The following is a 17907-nucleotide window of genomic DNA, read 5'->3' as shown; positions in this document are numbered from 1 at the left end:
ACGAAACAACCTTGACTAATCAGTAGGTTAATTAAAAACACCTGCTAATTTGCTGGCCTCTTAAGAAAAGCTTAGCACTCACTATATATATCTAAGAGACATTCCTTTTTCCCAAAAGGCCCTCCACATGCCTCAAGCTCCTGAAACACCTATCGCAGAACCAAAATTATCGCTACTGGCAAAGCTGCTGGGCTTTCTTGTGTTCCCGCTATTGTTGTTACTCGGCGCATTTGAAGCATTTCAATTATTTCAGCCTGCATTTACCAACGGCACCGCTGATACCTTACTGATGGTCCTTGGCATTTTTCTTGCGCTTGTGATTTGCGGCTCCATCACCACTTATCACCTGGCACATTTCCATTCTGAATTACAACATTTGAGCAAAGAGACAGGCTTGAACCGCCGCGCGCGCTATCATGAAGATTTACTACGCGTGATTACAGATAATATTCCAAACAGTCTATTTATCACCGACCGTGAAGGCCATTTCTGGTTTGCCAATAACGAAGCTGGTAAACAAGTGAAGATGGATCAGGAAGACTTGGTTGGCAAAACAGTTGACCGTGTATTCCTGCCGCGTCAAGCAAGCCTACTCATCGATCGCATCAAACGCGCCAATAAAAGCGGCGCACCTGTTATCACGGTTGACCGCCGTGACGAAGCGTCAGGTCCGCATTATATGCAGACCTATCATATACCGCTGCCAGATACGGCTGATTTGCATAATCTAATTATGGTCACGCAAAAAGATATTACTGACGTGATTGTTGAGCGTGAACGCCAAGACCAAACCTTCCGCCAGTTGATTGATACCTTGGTAGCTGTGGTGGATAGACGCGATCCTTATGCTGCTGGCCACTCCCTTCGCGTGGGTATGGTTGCCGAAGCACTTGCACTGGAAATGGGACTTGATGAATCGAGTGTAGAAACATGCCGCATCGCGGGTTCATTGATGAACCTTGGTAAAGTTCTGGTGCCGCGCAAAATTCTCGTGAAAAGCTCAGCTCTTGATGCTGAAGAATTACGACTTGTGCGCAAAAGCATTTTAACATCTGCCGACATTCTTTCGCTTATCAGCTTTCAGGTTCCGGTTATTCCAACCTTGCGCCAGGTACTTGAACGCTATGATGGTTCAGGCATGCCCGAAGGCAGAAAAGGCGAAAACATTCTGGAAACCACGCGGATTGTTGTCGTTGCCAATGCCTTTGTGGCGCTGGTATCACCCCGTGCTCATCGCCAAGGTCTTACCATCGATAATTCGATGCGCATCTTAAAGGAAGATAACGCCGCCATTTATGATCCCAAAATTGTTGCTGTTTTGGGCAAATACCTTGAAAGCTATCCGGATGCCAGCCAGTCATTGCTGACGCCGCCACCGGAATTACGCAGCGGTATTACAGATAAAGACTTCCTGAACGATTAAGATCGGCACGATTAGGGTCTTGTAAACCCTGCCCACCGATTTATAATTAGTTGCTTCCATAAAAGGATTAGGAAGCAATGACCCCTGCGCAACAACTGCAACCACGTAACATCGGCGCCATCAATTGGATTGGCCTTGCCACCCTTACGAAAAAAGAAACCCAGCGTTTTTTTGTTGTGTATTTGCAAACCATTATCGCACCAGTTATCAGCACCATTTTATTTTATGCGGTGTTCCGCATTGCATTAGGCGGCGCTGGAAAAATGGCTGCCGGTATTCCGTATATGGATTTTTTAATGCCCGGCCTCATCATGATGTCTATGGCACAAAACGCATTTGCCAATACATCCTCATCGATGGTGATTTCAAAGGTGCAAGGCAACATTGTCGATGTGTTGATGCCACCTTTGACAGCAACCGAATTGTGCATTGGCTATACACTTGGTGGATTGATCCGCGGCCTTGCTGTTGGCGCCGCATCAATGCTTGTAGTCGCGCCGTTCTCTGGCATTCCCATTCACGATTTTTCGTTTATCCTCTATCATGCAGTTATGGGCTCCATGCTGATGGCCTTGCTTGGCCTGATTGGCGGCATCTGGTCGATGAAGTTTGACCATCTGGCCACCGTTACTAACTTCATTATCATGCCGGCTACATTCCTATCAGGAACCTTTTATACGGCTGGCCAGTTGCCGGAGGTGTGGCGTTTTATCTGCCACCTCAATCCATTCTTTTATATGATTGACGGCTTCCGATATGGCTTTGTAGGCGTAACCGATGGGTCGCTCACCGTTGGTTTATATGTGATGCTAAGCGTTAATATTGTGCTATGGATAGTAACCTTGGTGATGTTGAAAAAAGGCTATAAACTTAAGAGTTGAGACGATGATTACACCGATTATGCCCGTTTATAACCGGGCGAATTTAGCATTCGAGCGGGGCGAAGGGCCTTATCTTTATACAAGCGATGGTAAACGCTATCTTGATTTTGCAGCAGGAATTGCCGTAAACGCCTTTGGGCACGCGCATCCCTACCTTGTTGAAAAATTGCATGAGCAAGCAAAAAAGCTTTGGCATGTTTCCAATATTTTCCGAATTCCAGAAGGCGAGCGTTTAGCGCAGCGGCTTTGCGATGTAACATTTGCGGATACAGTGTTCTTCAATAACTCCGGCAGCGAAGCATGGGAATGCGGCATCAAAGTTATTCGCAAATATTTCACACATATTGGCCAACCACAAAAAACACGTTTTATCACTTTCCAAGGCTGCTTTCACGGACGCAGCATGACGGGTATAGCAGCAGCAAAGACCGAAAAAATGGTGGGTGGATTTGGCCCACTCATCGATATGTTCGATCAGGTTCCGTGGAATGATTTAGATGCAGTACGCAAGGCTATTACTCCTGAAACGGCTTCTATCCATATCGAAGTCGTGCAAGGTGAAGGCGGCATGCGGGCGGCTTCTACCGAATTCATTCAAGGCTTAAGAAAACTATGCGATGAGCATGGTTTGCTATTATTCTTTGATGAAATCCAATGCGGTATGGGCCGTACAGGCAAGCTATTTGCTTATGAATGGCATGATGTTACCCCTGATGTAGTTTGCGTTGCCAAGGGGATTGGTGGCGGCTTCCCGCTGGGTGCATGCCTTGCAACAGAAAAAGCCGCCAGCGGTATGTTACCCGGTACGCATGGCTCAACTTATGGCGGAAACCCGCTGGCGATGGCGGTAGGCAATGCTGTGCTTGATCTTTTAGATGAAAAATTGCTGACGCAGGTAAACCGTGTCGGGGAGTATCTTTGGAAGCAATTTGATACGTTGATTGATGAATTTCCAAAATTGTTTGCAACCAATACTGCGCCGATGTTTAATGAACATCGCGGCAAGAATTTGATGCAGGGTCTTCGTTGCGTTAATGCTGATGATAATCTGAAACTGGTTGCAAAGTTGCGCGAAAATGGTTTGCTATGCGTAGGCGCATCGGACCAAGTGGTGCGTTTCCTGCCACCACTTATCATCGAAGAAAAACATGTTGACGAAGCTATGAGCATCATCAAGAAAACGGTCGCCGATTACCTAAAAGCCAAGGATGCTGCATAATGAGCCATCATTATAAAACCCGGCATTTCCTTGACTTGGATTCACATGATAACCAGACACTGACGACAATTTTGCACACTGCACTGCGGCTGAAGAAGTTCCGTAATTGGCGTAAAGACTTGCATGGCAAAACATTAGCCATGATATTTGAAAAGCCATCCACCCGTACGCGTGTTTCATTTGAAGTTGCGATGAAAGAACTGGGCGGAGAAACGGTGGTCTTATCCGGCAAGGATATGCAACTGGGTCACGGCGAAAGTCTTGCCGATACCGCTAGGGTGCTGAGCCGTTTTGTCCAAGGGTTGATGATCCGTACCTTTGAGCAAAGCAATCTTACTGAAATGGCCGCCAATGCCAGCATTCCGGTTATTAATGGACTAACCAATTTTTCACATCCCTGTCAGGTAATGGCAGATTTGATGACTGCCTTTGAAAAATTCAAAAAGCTGAAAGGGCTGGAAGTTGCTTGGTGTGGCGATGGCAACAACAATGTGTTGACAAGCTGGATGCATGCCGCAGGAATCTTTGATTTTTCCATTCGGATTGCAGCGCCCGCAAGCCTTGCTCCCGATAAGGAAATATTGAAGAAGGCCAAAGCAAAAGCCAAAATTACCTATTCGGATAATTTACAGTCAGCATTAAAGAATGCCGATATTGTACTGACGGACACATGGGTTTCGATGCATGACACTAATGCCGACGAACGCCGCAAGCTATTGCAACCTTACCAGATTGATACAGCACAAATGGTACTTGCAAAACCTTCTGCTATTTTCATGCATTGCCTGCCTGCCCATCGCGGGGAAGAAGTAACCGATGCAGTCATGGATGGCGAGCAATCGGTTGTATGGGATGAAGCTGAGAACCGTTTGCATGTGCAAAAAGCTATCCTCTTATGGTGCTTTAGAAAAATTTAAGTTATCCACAGAAGATATTTGACATCTTTCGGCGGCATTGGCCGCCGCCTCGCTATTGGGCTCCCATACCAACTGCGTCTTTTATCATAAGCAAATAAAATGCCGCCAGTTGGTATAAGAGCGTGGACTCTTGCCCGTTTACCCTATAATTTTTTCGGCTTGAGATTTAACTCGTTTTAATCAGGCCACTCATGAAGCGTATCGTTGCACTTTGCCTACTTGCACTTCCACTTGCCTCATGCAGTTCCGATGGACCACGGGAAGCAACTCCTGTAGTAACACCCGGCGGCTGTCCACAACTTGCAATCATCCGTGATTTATCGGTCTATCAACATCCGGCTGCTGCCGATGAAACTAATCTGGTTATCAGTGCGCGTATGGGTAATCTCCAGCCCAATTGCCGAACTGACGAAGAAGGCAATGCGGTTTCAGACCCTTTAGCACAAACATCATTTGATGTTATTGCTGTACGTGGTCAATATACAGCCGGTAAACGCGCGGCCATGCCGTTTTCTGTTTCAATTGTTGATGCCAATGATCAGGTTATCAAAAAAGAAATCTATGAAATCCCTGTTGTGTTTCACGAAAACAGCCGCGAGCTGCGTTTGACCATCCCCGTAAATCCGAATGTGGGATTGGCAGGCCTTGATGAACCATCAAAATACCAAGTGCTTATTGGCTTCCAGCTCAGCGCCGAACAACTGAAAGCCAACACCAATTATTTTTCACAAATCGGACAACCGACCCCTCAAGAATAACCACCAACCGACGCCAAGGAACACATGACCGCAAACGCCCAAGCAAATGCAGCACCCCGCCGTACTACGCTTTATAATTGGCATCTTGCCAATGGCGGCAAGATGGTGGAATTCGCAGGTTACGAAATGCCCATCCAATACCCAACGGGTATTATGACCGAACATTTGCACACCCGTGAACATGCAGGCCTGTTTGATGTATCGCATATGGGGCAGATTGTACTGCGCGGCAGTGAAGCAGTAGCTGCGCTGGAGAAGCATGTTCCAAGCGATGTACAAAGTTTAAAGCCGGGACAAATGCGTTATTCTACATTGCTCAATGAATGGGGCGGCGTGATTGACGATTTGATTATTGTGCGCCCGGATACGGGTTACGATTTATGGGTAATTGTAAATGCATCCCGCAAGGAACATGACCTTGCGATTATTCGCGGCAAGTTGCCGAGCAATCTAATTGAGCTGGTAAACCGCGATTTAATCGCGTTGCAAGGTCCACACGCCACACATGTTATTCGTGCTCTCGCCGATAATGATGTGGTTGAAAAACTCGGCTTCATGAATTCAGCCTGGACAAAAATGAGCGGTATGCCCGTATTGCTGATGCGTTCAGGCTATACCGGCGAAGATGGTTTTGAAATTTCTGTTGACCCACAGAATACCGAAACACTCGTAAACATACTTATGCAAGATACAGATGTTAAACCGATTGGTCTGGGTGCGCGCGATACGCTTCGTTTGGAAGCCGGGCTTTGTCTGTATGGCCACGAACTGAATGAAAAAACCACTCCCGTGGAAGCTGGCCTTAAATGGGTTGTTAACAAGGCGCGCTTATCGCAAGGTGAGTTTGCTGGCGCATCAATTCTGGAATCTGAGCTTTTGAACTTACCGGAACGCTCCCGCGTGGGTATCATGGTGGATGATAAAGCCCCAGCCCGCGAAGGCACGGAAATCCAAAACACCAAAGGTGAAAAGGTTGGCGAGGTGACCAGCGGCGGATTTAGCCCTACACTGCAAAAACCAATTGCCATGGGGTATGTCGATAAACATTTGGCCGTAAATGGCACACGCCTGCAATTAATTGTGCGCGGACGCCCGCTTTCGGCACGTATTGTTCCATTACCGTTTGTACCACACCGTTATATTAACAAAGGAAAAATGCCATGATGAAATTTAGCAAAGACCATGAATGGGTACGTTTAGAGGGCGATGTTGCCGTTGTAGGCATCACTAATTATGCTCAAGGTGCATTAGGTGATATCGTGTTTGTCGAACTTCCCGAAACAGGAAAACAGGTTTCACAAGGAAAGCAGGCTGCGGTTGTTGAATCCGTGAAAGCGGCATCGGATGTCTACGCGCCATTATCAGGCGAAGTGATAGCCGTGAATGATAATTTGAAGAACGACCCTTCATTGATTAATTCTAGCCCGGAAGATACCGGTTGGTTTTTCAAAGTTAAACTCAGCAACAAAGCCGAGCTTGACGGGTTAATGGATGCAACCGCCTATAAAAAACATACTGGCGAATAAGTTACGTTTTATTTTTTATTTAAATAAATTAGAGGTGCTTCATGCGTTATTTACCGCTTACTGCACAAGACCGCAACGATATGCTGCAAAAAATCGGCGTTGCAACCGTTGATGACTTGTTCAAAGACGTTCCTGCGGCTGCAAAACTGAAAGGTCCTATTGCTGGCCTTCCCAACCATGCCAGCGAAATGGAAGTAGAACGCCAGTTGTCAAAGCTTGCCAATCAAAACATTTCTGCGGGCAGCGCGCCTTTTTTCTGTGGCGCTGGCGCTTACCGCCACCATGTTCCTGCATCGGTTGATCAATTATTGCTGCGCGGTGAGTTTTTAACATCTTATACGCCGTACCAGCCCGAAGTCAGCCAAGGCACACTGCAATACCTGTTTGAATTCCAAACACAGGTCTGCATGTTAACCGGTATGCCGGTTGCCAATGCATCGATGTATGATGGTTCAACAGGCACTGTTGAAGCTGTGATGATGGCAAACCGCGTGACTAAACGTGATCAAGCCATATTGTCTGGCGGGCTCCACCCACATTACCGCGATGTTGTAAAAACTCATGCTGATTTAAGTGGCTTTAAAGTTGAATGCTTACCGCCCACCGTGAAACAAGCCGAAAACTTAGCATCCAAAATCACGCAGCAAACATCATGTGTTGTTGTGCAAACCCCTGATGTATGGGGCCGCGTACATGATGTGACAGCGCTGGCAGAAGCTTGCCATAAAAATGGTACACTGCTGATTGTGGTGGTAACTGAAGTTGTTTCACTTGGCCTGCTGCCATCTCCCGGCAGCATGGGCGCAGATATTGTGGTATGCGAAGGGCAATCGATTGGAAACGGTTTGAATTTTGGCGGGCCATATGTGGGCCTCTTTGCAACCAAGGAAGAATATATGCGCCAAATGCCGGGTCGCCTTTGCGGGCAAACGGTTGACGCCGAAGGCCAGCGCGGTTTTGTGTTGACGCTATCAACGCGCGAACAACATATTCGTCGCGAAAAAGCGACCAGCAACATTTGCACTAATTCGGGGCTTTGCGCATTGGCATTCACCATGCACTTAACGCTGCTGGGTGAAGAAGGCTTGAAGAAACTCAGCCGCCTTAATCACGCTATGGCTGTGCAAACCGTAGATCGCCTCGCCAAAATTAGTGGCGTGAACGTGCTAAATGATAACTTCTTTAATGAATTCTCCGTTGAACTGCCAAAGCCAGCTGCGGAAGTTGTTGAACGCTTGGCAGCACAGAAAATTATTGCTGGCGTCCCTGCTAGCCGGCTTGATAATACGCCGGAGCTTAAGAACATCCTGCTAGTTGCAGTAACCGAAACCACCACGCCAGAGCATATTGAAGCGCTGGCGGTTGCCTTGGAAAAGGAGTGCCGCTAATGACCCAGCACGCAGCACGTAAAATGGATGAGCAGATGGACAGGAATATTCCAATGGTAAATGAAGGCCGTAAAACAACACCAGCAGAAGCAACACCCCGCTCTCAGCACCGCGGGATGCAGTTGGAAGAACCATTGATTTTTGAAATGGATGAAAAGGGCCGTTGCGGCGTTGATTTACCTGATGTGCCTAAAACCGCCACACGCCTTGGCGCTTTAAAGCCACGTGCAGAAATCGGTTTACCTGGAATTTCTGAACCGGAAATGGTGCGCCATTATACGCGTCTGTCACAAAAGAATTTCGGCATCGACAGCACGTTCTATCCGCTGGGCTCATGCACCATGAAGCACAACCCGCGCCTGAATGAAAAAATGGCACGCCTGCCAGGCTTTAATGATGTTCACCCATTACAACCTCAATCGACTGTGCAAGGTGCAATTGGCGTGATGAAGGAATTATCACACTGGTTGCTTACCCTAACGGGTATGAAGGCGCTTACGCTTGCGCCTGCTGCGGGTGCGCATGGTGAATTCGCTGGCATGGCTGCAATTAAAGCTGCGCTTCGGGCTCGGGGCGAAGACCGCAAAGTAGTGCTGGTTCCTGAATCAGCCCATGGCACGAACCCAGCCACTGCTGCTGCACTTGGCTTTACGGTTGTTAGCATCCCTGCCAATTCACGCGGGCGCGTTGACCGTGATGCCTTGATTGCGAAACTGGATAACACCGTTGCGGCGATCATGCTCACCAACCCCAATACCTGCGGATTGTTTGAAAATGAAATCGTTGAAATCGCGGCTGCTGTTCATAAGGCTGGCGCGTATTTCTACGGTGATGGCGCAAACTATAACGCAATTGTGGGCCGTGTTCGCCCAGCTGATTTGGGCATCGATGCGATGCACATTAACCTGCACAAGACATTCTCTACGCCACATGGTGGCGGCGGACCAGGCAGCGGCCCTGTTGTATTCTCTGAACGCCTTGCGGCCTATGTGCCTGTGCCTTACCTGAAAATTGAAGCCGATAAATTACAATTGGTGGAAGATGCTGCAACGCCCGATGCCACTATTAAATCATTTGGCCGACTAAAAGCGTTCCACGGGCAGATGGGTATGTTCACAAGAGCGCTGACCTATATTTTAAGTCACGGCGCAGATGGCCTTTATCAGGTAGCGAGCGATTCAGTGCTCAACGCCAATTACGTTCTGGCGAGCCTTAAGGATGTGATGAGCGCGCCGTTTGGCGATGGCCCATGCATGCATGAAGCTTTGTTTGATGACAGCTTCCTGAAAGATACCGGCGTGACAACGCTGGATATTGCCAAGGCATTACTGGATCGCGGCTATCACCCCATGACCATGTATTTCCCGTTAGTGGTTCACGGCGCATTCCTGATCGAGCCCACCGAAACGGAAAGCAAGCCAACGCTGGATGCCTATATTGCAACCATGCGCGAACTGGCGATCGCAGCGAAGGTAGCAAATAACAAGGATATGTTTTTGCAAGCCCCGACAACAACGCCGCGCCGCCGCCTTGATGAGACAAGGGCAGCGCGTCAGCCTGTGTTACGTTGGAAGAAAAGCTAAGATAGGCCGTAGCTTTTAACGAGCGAGCCGACGACGAGATACCAGCCGTCAACAAGTACGAAGAAAATAATCTTGAACGGCAGCGACACGACCGATGGCGGCAGCATCATCATACCCATGGCCATCAAGATGGATGATACAACCATATCAATAATCAAAAACGGCAAGAACAGCAGGAAACCGATTTCAAACGCGCGGCGCAGTTCCGAAATCATGAAGGCCGGAATAACGATGTGGTATGGAACATCTTCTGCCTTGGTGGTGTTTGGCAGTTTTGCAATATCCGCGAACAGTTTTAAATCCTTCTCACGCGCATAATGCATCATGAAGTCATGGAATGGCTGCGCGGTTAGCTTTATTGCATCCTCTTCCTTTATTTTCTCCGCCATCATCGGCTTAATACCTTGTTCATACGCTTTGTTAAACGTCGGCGCCATGATGAAGAAGGTCAGGAACATCGCAAGGCTGATAATTACGGTGTTGGGCGGTGTTTGTTGCAAACCCAAAGCAGTGCGAAGCAATGAAAGCGAGACAACAATACGTACAAACGATGTCACCATCATCAAAATCGATGGGGCCAGCGACAATACTGTAATCAGCATAACCAGCTGAACAATTTGCGATGCGGTAGAGCCGCCTTCCTGCCCGCCGACATTCAGATTGATGCTTTGCGCAGCTGCCGGAAATGCCATTCCGATAAAACAAATTAATGCAGCAAGCAGAACGGGAAGAAAACGGATGCTATGTTTTTTCATTTGAACCTTTATGAGCGATTCCTGTTTCAACCACAATCGGGCTAGCGCCACCCAAGAGCAAAAGATGCTCCACATCATCACGGCGGACCAGAACCAAACGATGCCGGGCATCAAGCGGAGTGACATCCAGCAATTGGGTGCGTGACTTGCCTTGCTTGATTGCCATGGGCACGCCAAGACGGTTACCATATTTTTTTAATACCCAGGCCAGCGCCCCAAGCAGCGCCAAAACCAGCGCAAGAGATAGAAGCGCACGTGCAAATAAATCTTCCGGCAAGGCTAGTTCCCCTTAGTTGTAACTGGGGTTGTAATCGGCGGTACGCCGTAAGCCTGATTAGCGCGCAAACGGTTATGGGCCTGCATGCTTTCGTGCGGCGCTGTCTTGCGGAGGACAAGTTCAAGATTATCCAGTATCTGAATAACGGCTTCCAGTTTTGGCAAAAGCTGCAAGCGCATGGAACCTTCGGTTTTTACAACCTCAGCGCATAAAAATTCAACTTGCTCATCCAAATCACGTAAATCAATCAACCCGCCTTCACGTACCACGCGTTCGCTCGCTTCCAAGGCAAGGCGCAGCGCTTCCAACTCGTCACTCGGATTAAACCCCTTTGGATCAAATGTTGCGCTCATGTCGTTTGGGGATCCCCCGAATTGGCCTGATTGGTGTTACCCACATTTGTATTACCCAGTGCAGAATTTGCTTCAAACACCCGGGCAAGAACTTCCGCAACCGCTATGACTGCTTCCGCTGGAATATGGTGGTCAAGGTCAAGCATTGCCAGCAACTCAACCAGATCTTCATCTTGACGCACTTTTATATTATTTTCAAAAGCTAGCTTTAGAATCTGTTCGGCTAAAAGACCTCGGCCGCTGGCAATCACCCGTGGTAATGCGTTTGGATTGCTGCCGCCTTCGATTGCTACGGCAGTTTTAGGGCCTTTTTGGGCCTCATTCTTCTCTTCGCCATACGTTACATCTATTGGCATACCTAGTGTCCCGATTCTGAAGTTCGGTTTATTCTACTGCTGTCATTATCGAACTTCAGAATCGATAAGGACACCAGTAAAACTATAAAACTAGTGTGGTTCAGACCTTGAAGTCCGCTAAGTAGCGTGAACCCAAGTATTAAGCGGATTTCAAAGTCACCACACCAGAGCTTAGTGCCCGTTGTGGTTATTAAATCGTTAACACGTTTAACTATCTTCCGTGAGCTTGGTGTTTCAAGAGATGTGCCAAGCACCTCATGCCTGCCTCATTTCCTGAATCATTTCAATGTAGTTACGAAGTTGGAACGGTTATTGCAATGATAGGATTCAGATAAAGCTTTACGTATTATTAAGCGTGATGGACGCAATGTAGAGCTTAGATATTTTAAAGGGCGAAATGTCGCTTTAGGGAAACGAAAAATGGGACTTACAAATTTATTTTCGCTGCTTTCCGAAAAGATGGAATATCTAACCCAGCGTCAGGGTGTGATAGCGCAAAACATCGCGCAAGCGAATACGCCAGGCTACAAGCCAAAAGATATCGTCAGCTTTGACGAAGTTTTGCAAAAACAGATTTCAAGCGGCACCGGCAGCGCACGCAGCGGTGGCTTTCAATTAGCAACCACCAATCCTAAACATGTACAGGGCCTTAGCAGCGGCGGTGGACTTTACAAAACATCAAAAGAAAACGACGTGTATGAAGTAAAGCCATCTGGCAATGCGGTTGTTCTTGAACAGCAAATGAGCCAGATGTCGGATACCACCGCGCAGTATCAAATGATGACCAGTCTTTACAAAAAGACGCTGGGCCTTCTTAGAACTGCGCTTGGCAGAGGTGGTGCATAATGCGCAGCACTGATTTTTCAGATGTATTTAAAGTAGCGACCGCAGGCATGCGTGTGCAAGGCGAACGCCTGCGCATTATCGCAGAAAACATTGCAAATGCTGATAGCACGGGTCTTTCACCCGGCGCAGAACCATATCGTCGCCGCCAGATTATCTTTAAAGAAGTGCTGGATAATACATCGGGTTTGTCCACTGTAAAGGTTGCGGCAGTAACGGGTGATACCACACCGTTCATCAAAGAATTCAATCCAAAACATCCTGCTGCTGACGCAGAAGGCTATGTATTAAAACCAAACGTAAAGCCGCTGGTCGAAGGCATTGATATGCGCGAAGCCCAACGCAGCTATGAAGCGAATTTGAGTGTTATTGATACAATAAAAAGCATGTTAGCCAGAGCACTGGATGTTTTAAGAGGATAATGGAGAACCATCATGGTTGTTAATGTAGGCGATGTTCTGAAATCATACCGCAATACCATCAAAACACTTGATGAAGGTGCAGGCGGTGCTGATGAAGCAGGCAAAACAGGCCAATTCGGCGATATTCTTGGCAATATGCTGAACAGCACAGTTGATAGCCTGAAGACTTCGGAAAAAGTTTCGCTTTCTGCCGTACAAGGCAAAGCCAGCATCAATGAAGTGATTACAGCCGTTAGCTCTGCCGAAACTGCTTTGCAAACCGTTGTCACCATCCGCGACCGCGTCATCGCCGCATATCAGGAATTGATGCGCAGCGCGGTTTAGGTTAGGCTTTTTCGTATCACCATTTCTAATACCTTGCCTTTAAGGAATCACCGTGAACGAAGCCGATATTGTCGATATTGCACGTGAATCCATTATCGTCATGCTGCGCGTTGGCGGTCCATTGTTGATTGTGGGATTGATTATCGGCGTGCTCATCTCGCTCATTCAAACGGTAACGCAAATTCAGGAAGCAACCCTCGCCTTTGTTCCAAAATTATTAGTGATGTCGATCGGCTTGCTGCTCATGCTGCCGTTTATGATTACCAGCCTCACCACCTATACCGAAGGTTTGTTTGCGCGCATCGCGTCGTTTGGTCAAATATAGGATATTGACGGTATGTCGATTGATCTTGCGCAGTTCATCACCGGAAACGTATTTGCTTATCTTCTAATCTTCTGTCGTATTGGTTGCATTTTTATGATTATGCCTGGTGTTGGCGAAAGCTTTGTACCAGCACGTGTGCGCTTGCAACTCGCACTATTAGTTAGCTTTATTTTATTGCCCCTGCTTGCACCGCAACTTCCTGCCATGCCCGAAGATGCATTTCGCGTATGCGAATATATTTTGATTGAAGCAGGCGTTGGTATTTTTATCGGTTTTATCATGCGCCTGCTCCTCAGCACGCTGGAAGTTGCAGGAATGCTCATTGCCCTGCAAATCGGTTTATCGAACGCAATGGTTTTAAACCCGACTATTCAAAGCCAAGGCTCTGTTACCGGTACACTTCTTAGTATGCTTGGCATTGTATTGCTATTTGAAAGCGGCCTTTTGGACATGACACTCAAATCATTCGTTCAAAGCTATGTGGTGTTCAAGCCAGGCGCATTTATCGCGATTGGCGATATGACGCATTTTATTTCCCAAAGTGTCAATGATAGTTTCTCGCTTGCGCTGCGGCTCGTTGCACCCTTTATGATATTGGGCGTTGTGTTCCAGCTCACGGGCGGTTTAATGGTCAAAATGATCCCGCAGATGCAGATTTTTTTTGTGCTTGCGCCACTTCAAATTCTGTTCGGTCTTGCCATTCTGGCTGCAAGCCTTGGCACCATGATGGCGGTATGGGGCAGAGGTTATGAAGAAATTTTCACGCGTATCTTTTCCATTCCATCCGTTATTTAAGGGATAGCAATGGCAGAAGATGATGATGACAGTCAAAAAACCGAAGACCCCACCGCGAAACGGCTGAGTGAAGCGCGTGAACAAGGTAATCTGCCTATCAGTCGTGATGTTGCGACATGGACCTTGCTGCTGGGGATTGTATTATCGGTGATGGTGCTTTTCCCCATGTTGGGACAGCAGATGATGATCCCCTTAACAGCGCTGATTGAGAAAGCAGGCGAAACACAGTTGAGTGATGGCGGATATCAATCCGTATATCTCTATATCCTTGGTTCGTTTGGCCCGCCAGTATTGGCTGTTGTGTGCGTGTTAATGGCAATGGGTGTATTGGGCTGGATTGTGCAAACAGGCATTTTTTTCAGCCCTGGCCTTATAAAACTCAAATGGGAACGCCTTAGCCCGCTTGCAGGCATCAAACGGTTATTCTCGGCAAATTCGCTTGTCGAACTTTTGAAAAGCATTGGAAAAATCGTAATAGTTGGCAGTGTTGCATGGATTTTGATAACGCCAACTTTTCATCAATCAGAAAGCATGACAGGCATCAGTAATGATGACCTTATTTCTACAACCTATAATCTTTCTATTCATATCATTTTCTCTGTATTCCTTGTGTTCACAGTGATTGCAGCAATCGATTTGGCTTATCAGCGCTTTACGTATTTTAAAAATATGCGCATGACCAAGCAGGAAGTGAAAGACGAAAACCGCCAATCGGAAGGTGATCCGCATGTGAAGGGGCGCCTGCGCCAAATCCGAGCAGAAAAAGCCAAGAAGCGCATGATGGCCGCCGTGCCCAAAGCAGATGTGGTGATTACCAACCCGACCCACTTTGCTGTTGCCCTGAAATACGACCCGGCAAAGATGCAAGCCCCCGTATTGCTTGCCAAAGGGCAAGATTTAGTTGCCCTTAAAATCCGTGAAGTAGCGGATAAAAGCAAAGTGCCAATTGTTACGAATCCGCCATTAGCAAGAGCGCTGTTTGCTACCGTTGAAATCGACCAGGAAGTGCCGCCCGAGCATTACCGTGCAGTGGCTGAGGTTATTTCCTATATCTATCGGCTTAAAAAGATAACGCCGCAGAAGAAAAACTAAGTTGTGTTATGGGCTACAGCTTTTAAGCTGTTAATCCATGAAAACAGATTCGGCTAAAGCTCAGCGTTCTTCCAGAAAACCTGCTGCATCGGTTGGTAAAAGTCTCGAAGCTTCGGATGAAGCGATGGGTCTTCTTGCCGCAACCGGCAAACAGGAAACCAGCGAACGTCAACATCGCCTTTTAATTGTTGCCATCAGTGCAGGGATTCTGGTCGCGCTGGTATTCAGTATGGTGGTGCTCGCCAATCTGGACATGGCGCCCTATAAAGGCATCGCAGGGATACTGATTGATGTGGCTATCATCATTCTGGCGATTGTGATTGGCCGTAATCTTCATAAAATTTCACGATTTGGAAAAATTGAAACCATTTTAGCTGAAGCGTTTCAAGCAGCATTTAATCCTCAGGTAATTGTGGACAGCGATGGCAGAGCAGTGTTGACCAATAAGGCTTATGATTACTGGGTCAGCAAGTCGGGAAGCAATGTCGAAGCAGTGGTTTCAAGCAAGTTCAGCGAAAACGCGACTGTTGCTGCCGAATTCCAGAAATTGCGCAAAGCCGCGCGCACCAATCAGCCATCGCAAGGCGAATTACCGGTAATAAAAGGCGGGAAAATCACCGAGTGGCGGCGTGTAATTGTACGTCCACTGCCGACAACCGGATATATCATCTGGCGCTTTGAAGACATCAGCGAACGTAAACGCGCCGAACAAGCGGTGCGCGAGGAACAAGCCAAGCTGATTGACTTCATGGCACATGCGCCCGTGGGCATTTATTCGGCCGACCAAAATGGACGTTTCCGTTTTGTTAACCGCACGCTTGCTGAATGGTTGGGCTGCAGTATTGAAGAGCTAACCAGCGGCAGCATTAAATTGCATGATGTTATTGCACAAAAGCTGGAGGGCGTTGTGCCATACGGAGTTGCTACGGGCCCCGATGGCCATTTGCGCGGCGATAGCTTCATGCGCAGCAAAAAGGGACGCGTATTTCCGGTATCAATCACCCAAACGGTGGTGATGAATGAAGACGGGCAAACGCTTCGCACCCGTTCAATTGTTCGCGATTTAACACCTGAACAATCTTGGCAGGAAGCACTAACCCTTTCCGAGCAACGCTTCCAACGCCTATTTGCCGAAGCACCAATCGGCGTTGCATTGCTGAACGCTACCATGCAAGTCGAAGAATGCAACCAGGCATTCACTGCGTTGATTAGGCGCAACAAAGAAGATATTCTGAAAAAGAACTTCATCAACATGATTACCGATGAACGGCAAGCAGCGATCGCCGATGAACTGGCCGCCGTATTGTCAGGCCGCGATTTGCAAAAACCGATTGAACTGCGCGGCATGGGCGATGCCAGCTCCGTTGCATTCATTTACGCAAAGCGTTTTGCATTGTTGGGCCATACATCAAACGAAGAATTATCCAGCCCGCAGCAAACGGGATTAATGCTGTACTTCATCGATTTCAGCGAACAAAAACGTATTGAAGCGCAACTTGCGCATTCCGTAAAACTGCAAGCCATTGGCCAATTAGCAGGCGGCGTCGCGCATGATTTCAACAATCTGCTCACCGCGATGATCGGGTTCTGCGACTTGCTGTTGCAACGTCATAAACCCGGCGATCAATCCTTTGCTGATATCATGCAGATTAAGCAGAATGGTAATCGCGCCGCAAACCTTGTGCGCCAGCTTCTTGCCTTCTCGCGCCAGCAAACCCTACAACCTAAAGTACTCAGCGTGACGGATGTATTGGCAGAACTCGCCAATCTTCTACGCCGTCTGATCGGTGCCAATGTCGAATTGAAGATGGTGCATGCGCGTGACGTTGGCCTTATCCGCGCTGACCAGGGCCAGCTGGAACAAGTGATCATCAATCTGGTCGTGAATGCACGTGATGCGATGCCACAAGGCGGCACCGTCACCATCAGCACCAGCCCGCATCACCAAGACAGCGCGGTGACCAGAGGCCAAGACATCATGCAGCCCGGCGATTACATCAAAATAGCAGTAGCCGACCAAGGCATGGGCATTCCTAAGGAAAACATCCAGCGCATCTTCGAACCGTTCTTCTCCACGAAGGAAGTCGGCAGCGGAACCGGCCTTGGCCTTTCCACCGTATACGGCATTGTGCGCCAAACGGGCGGCTTCATCGAAGTGGATAGCACGGTTGGTAAAGGTTCCACCTTCACCATCTATCTGCCGCATCATATCGAAAAAGAAAAACCAGCCGATGCTGTCGTTGAAGTGGTACGCGAAAAGAAGACGTCAGATTTAACCGGCGCAGGTACCATTTTGCTGGTTGAAGATGAAGACGCCGTGCGCGTATTTGGTGCACGCGCTCTGCGCAATAAAGGCTACAATGTTCTGGAAGCCCGCGGCGGTGAGGAAGCATTGACCATTATTGATGAACAAGGCGGCAAGATCGATCTGCTCATTAGCGACGTCGTCATGCCGCAAATGGATGGCCCAACCTTGGTGCGTGAAGTGATGCGCCGCAAGCCTGATACAAAGGTGGTATTCATCTCCGGCTATACCGAAGATAAATTCCGCGAACAACTGCGCGAAGGCGAAGTTGTGCATTTCCTATCTAAACCGTTCAGCTTGAAACAGCTCGCGAGCAAGGTGAAGGAAGTTCTAACCGGAGAAATCGAAGAATAGAAATACAAGAA

The 17907-nt window shown here is 48.0% G+C and carries 20 protein-coding genes; 16 read left to right on the top strand and 4 right to left on the bottom strand.

Annotation, left to right across the window (positions count from 1 at the left end):
- Positions 1-127: 127 nt before the first annotated feature.
- The 9 genes from SFW65_06765 to gcvPB all read left to right on the top strand — a co-directional run bounded on the left by SFW65_06765 (position 128) and on the right by gcvPB (position 9695).
- Positions 128-1423, top strand: a complete 1296-nt coding sequence (locus tag SFW65_06765) for a PAS domain-containing protein (GenBank protein ID MDX1922813.1) — start codon at positions 128-130, stop codon at positions 1421-1423.
- Positions 1424-1500: 77 nt separating this feature from the next.
- Complete coding sequence (locus tag SFW65_06760) at positions 1501-2304, top strand: ABC transporter permease (GenBank protein MDX1922812.1); 804 nt, start codon at positions 1501-1503, stop codon at positions 2302-2304.
- A 4-nt stretch (positions 2305-2308) separates the two neighbouring features.
- On the top strand, positions 2309-3523 hold the full coding sequence (locus tag SFW65_06755; GenBank protein MDX1922811.1) for an aspartate aminotransferase family protein: 1215 nt from the start codon (positions 2309-2311) through the stop codon (positions 3521-3523).
- Positions 3523-4440, top strand: a complete 918-nt coding sequence (argF, locus tag SFW65_06750; GenBank protein ID MDX1922810.1) for an ornithine carbamoyltransferase — start codon at positions 3523-3525, stop codon at positions 4438-4440. The genes SFW65_06755 and argF overlap by 1 nt, the downstream gene beginning before the upstream one ends.
- Positions 4441-4631: 191 nt before the next feature.
- Positions 4632-5198: a hypothetical protein gene (locus tag SFW65_06745; protein ID MDX1922809.1), complete on the top strand. Its 567-nt coding sequence runs from the start codon at positions 4632-4634 to the stop codon at positions 5196-5198.
- A gap of 24 nt (positions 5199-5222) precedes the next feature.
- Complete coding sequence (gene gcvT / locus SFW65_06740) at positions 5223-6362, top strand: glycine cleavage system aminomethyltransferase GcvT (GenBank protein ID MDX1922808.1); 1140 nt, start codon at positions 5223-5225, stop codon at positions 6360-6362.
- Positions 6359-6724, top strand: a complete 366-nt coding sequence (gcvH, locus tag SFW65_06735; GenBank protein MDX1922807.1) for a glycine cleavage system protein GcvH — start codon at positions 6359-6361, stop codon at positions 6722-6724. Before gcvT ends, gcvH begins: the two co-directional genes overlap by 4 nt.
- A gap of 41 nt (positions 6725-6765) precedes the next feature.
- Positions 6766-8112: an aminomethyl-transferring glycine dehydrogenase subunit GcvPA gene (gene gcvPA, locus SFW65_06730; GenBank protein ID MDX1922806.1), complete on the top strand. Its 1347-nt coding sequence runs from the start codon at positions 6766-6768 to the stop codon at positions 8110-8112.
- A gap of 53 nt (positions 8113-8165) precedes the next feature.
- Positions 8166-9695, top strand: coding sequence for an aminomethyl-transferring glycine dehydrogenase subunit GcvPB (gene gcvPB, locus SFW65_06725; protein ID MDX1922805.1), 1530 nt, complete (start codon positions 8166-8168; stop codon positions 9693-9695).
- Here gcvPB and fliP read toward each other — a convergent pair.
- The 4 genes from fliP to SFW65_06705 are packed head-to-tail and all read right to left on the bottom strand — an operon-like array spanning position 9692 to position 11436.
- Positions 9692-10450 carry a flagellar type III secretion system pore protein FliP gene (fliP, locus tag SFW65_06720; GenBank protein MDX1922804.1) on the bottom strand — a complete coding sequence of 253 codons (759 nt, stop codon included), beginning with the start codon at positions 10448-10450 and terminating at the stop codon, positions 9692-9694. The two genes, gcvPB and fliP, sit on opposite strands and share 4 nt — an antisense overlap.
- Positions 10437-10727, bottom strand: a complete 291-nt coding sequence (locus SFW65_06715) for a flagellar biosynthetic protein FliO (GenBank protein MDX1922803.1) — start codon at positions 10725-10727, stop codon at positions 10437-10439. The genes fliP and SFW65_06715 overlap by 14 nt, the downstream gene beginning before the upstream one ends.
- A 2-nt stretch (positions 10728-10729) precedes the next feature.
- Entirely contained in the window at positions 10730-11080 is a 351-nt protein-coding gene (locus SFW65_06710; GenBank protein ID MDX1922802.1) for a hypothetical protein, read from the bottom strand.
- Complete coding sequence (locus SFW65_06705; protein MDX1922801.1) at positions 11077-11436, bottom strand: EscU/YscU/HrcU family type III secretion system export apparatus switch protein; 360 nt, start codon at positions 11434-11436, stop codon at positions 11077-11079. Before SFW65_06705 ends, SFW65_06710 begins: the two co-directional genes overlap by 4 nt.
- 420 nt (positions 11437-11856) lie before the next feature.
- Here SFW65_06705 and flgB point away from each other — a divergent pair, with 420 nt between their 5' ends.
- The 7 genes from flgB to SFW65_06670 are packed head-to-tail and all read left to right on the top strand — an operon-like array spanning position 11857 to position 17896.
- The gene (gene flgB, locus SFW65_06700) at positions 11857-12282 is read left to right on the top strand and encodes a flagellar basal body rod protein FlgB (GenBank protein MDX1922800.1); all 426 of its coding nucleotides are present in this window, start codon (positions 11857-11859) and stop codon (positions 12280-12282) included.
- The gene (flgC, locus tag SFW65_06695) at positions 12282-12701 is read left to right on the top strand and encodes a flagellar basal body rod protein FlgC (protein MDX1922799.1); all 420 of its coding nucleotides are present in this window, start codon (positions 12282-12284) and stop codon (positions 12699-12701) included. The genes flgB and flgC overlap by 1 nt, the downstream gene beginning before the upstream one ends.
- Before the next feature lie 12 nt (positions 12702-12713).
- Positions 12714-13025 (top strand): flagellar hook-basal body complex protein FliE, encoded by a 312-nt coding sequence (locus tag SFW65_06690; protein MDX1922798.1) that lies wholly within the window; start codon positions 12714-12716, stop codon positions 13023-13025.
- 52 nt (positions 13026-13077) lie between these two features.
- Complete coding sequence (locus tag SFW65_06685; GenBank protein MDX1922797.1) at positions 13078-13350, top strand: flagellar biosynthetic protein FliQ; 273 nt, start codon at positions 13078-13080, stop codon at positions 13348-13350.
- Positions 13351-13362: 12 nt separating this feature from the next.
- On the top strand, positions 13363-14145 hold the full coding sequence (fliR, locus tag SFW65_06680) for a flagellar biosynthetic protein FliR (GenBank protein MDX1922796.1): 783 nt from the start codon (positions 13363-13365) through the stop codon (positions 14143-14145).
- A 9-nt stretch (positions 14146-14154) separates the two neighbouring features.
- Positions 14155-15237, top strand: a complete 1083-nt coding sequence (gene flhB, locus SFW65_06675; GenBank protein ID MDX1922795.1) for a flagellar biosynthesis protein FlhB — start codon at positions 14155-14157, stop codon at positions 15235-15237.
- A gap of 37 nt (positions 15238-15274) precedes the next feature.
- Positions 15275-17896 carry an ATP-binding protein gene (locus tag SFW65_06670; protein MDX1922794.1) on the top strand — a complete coding sequence of 874 codons (2622 nt, stop codon included), beginning with the start codon at positions 15275-15277 and terminating at the stop codon, positions 17894-17896.
- Positions 17897-17907 lie beyond the last annotated feature (11 nt).

It is taken from the genome of Alphaproteobacteria bacterium, from assembly GCA_033762625.1.
Taxonomy (GTDB): Bacteria; Pseudomonadota; Alphaproteobacteria; order UBA9219; family RGZA01; genus RGZA01.
Note: the sequence above shows the minus strand (reverse complement) of the source record. Positions and strands in the feature narration are given on the sequence as shown.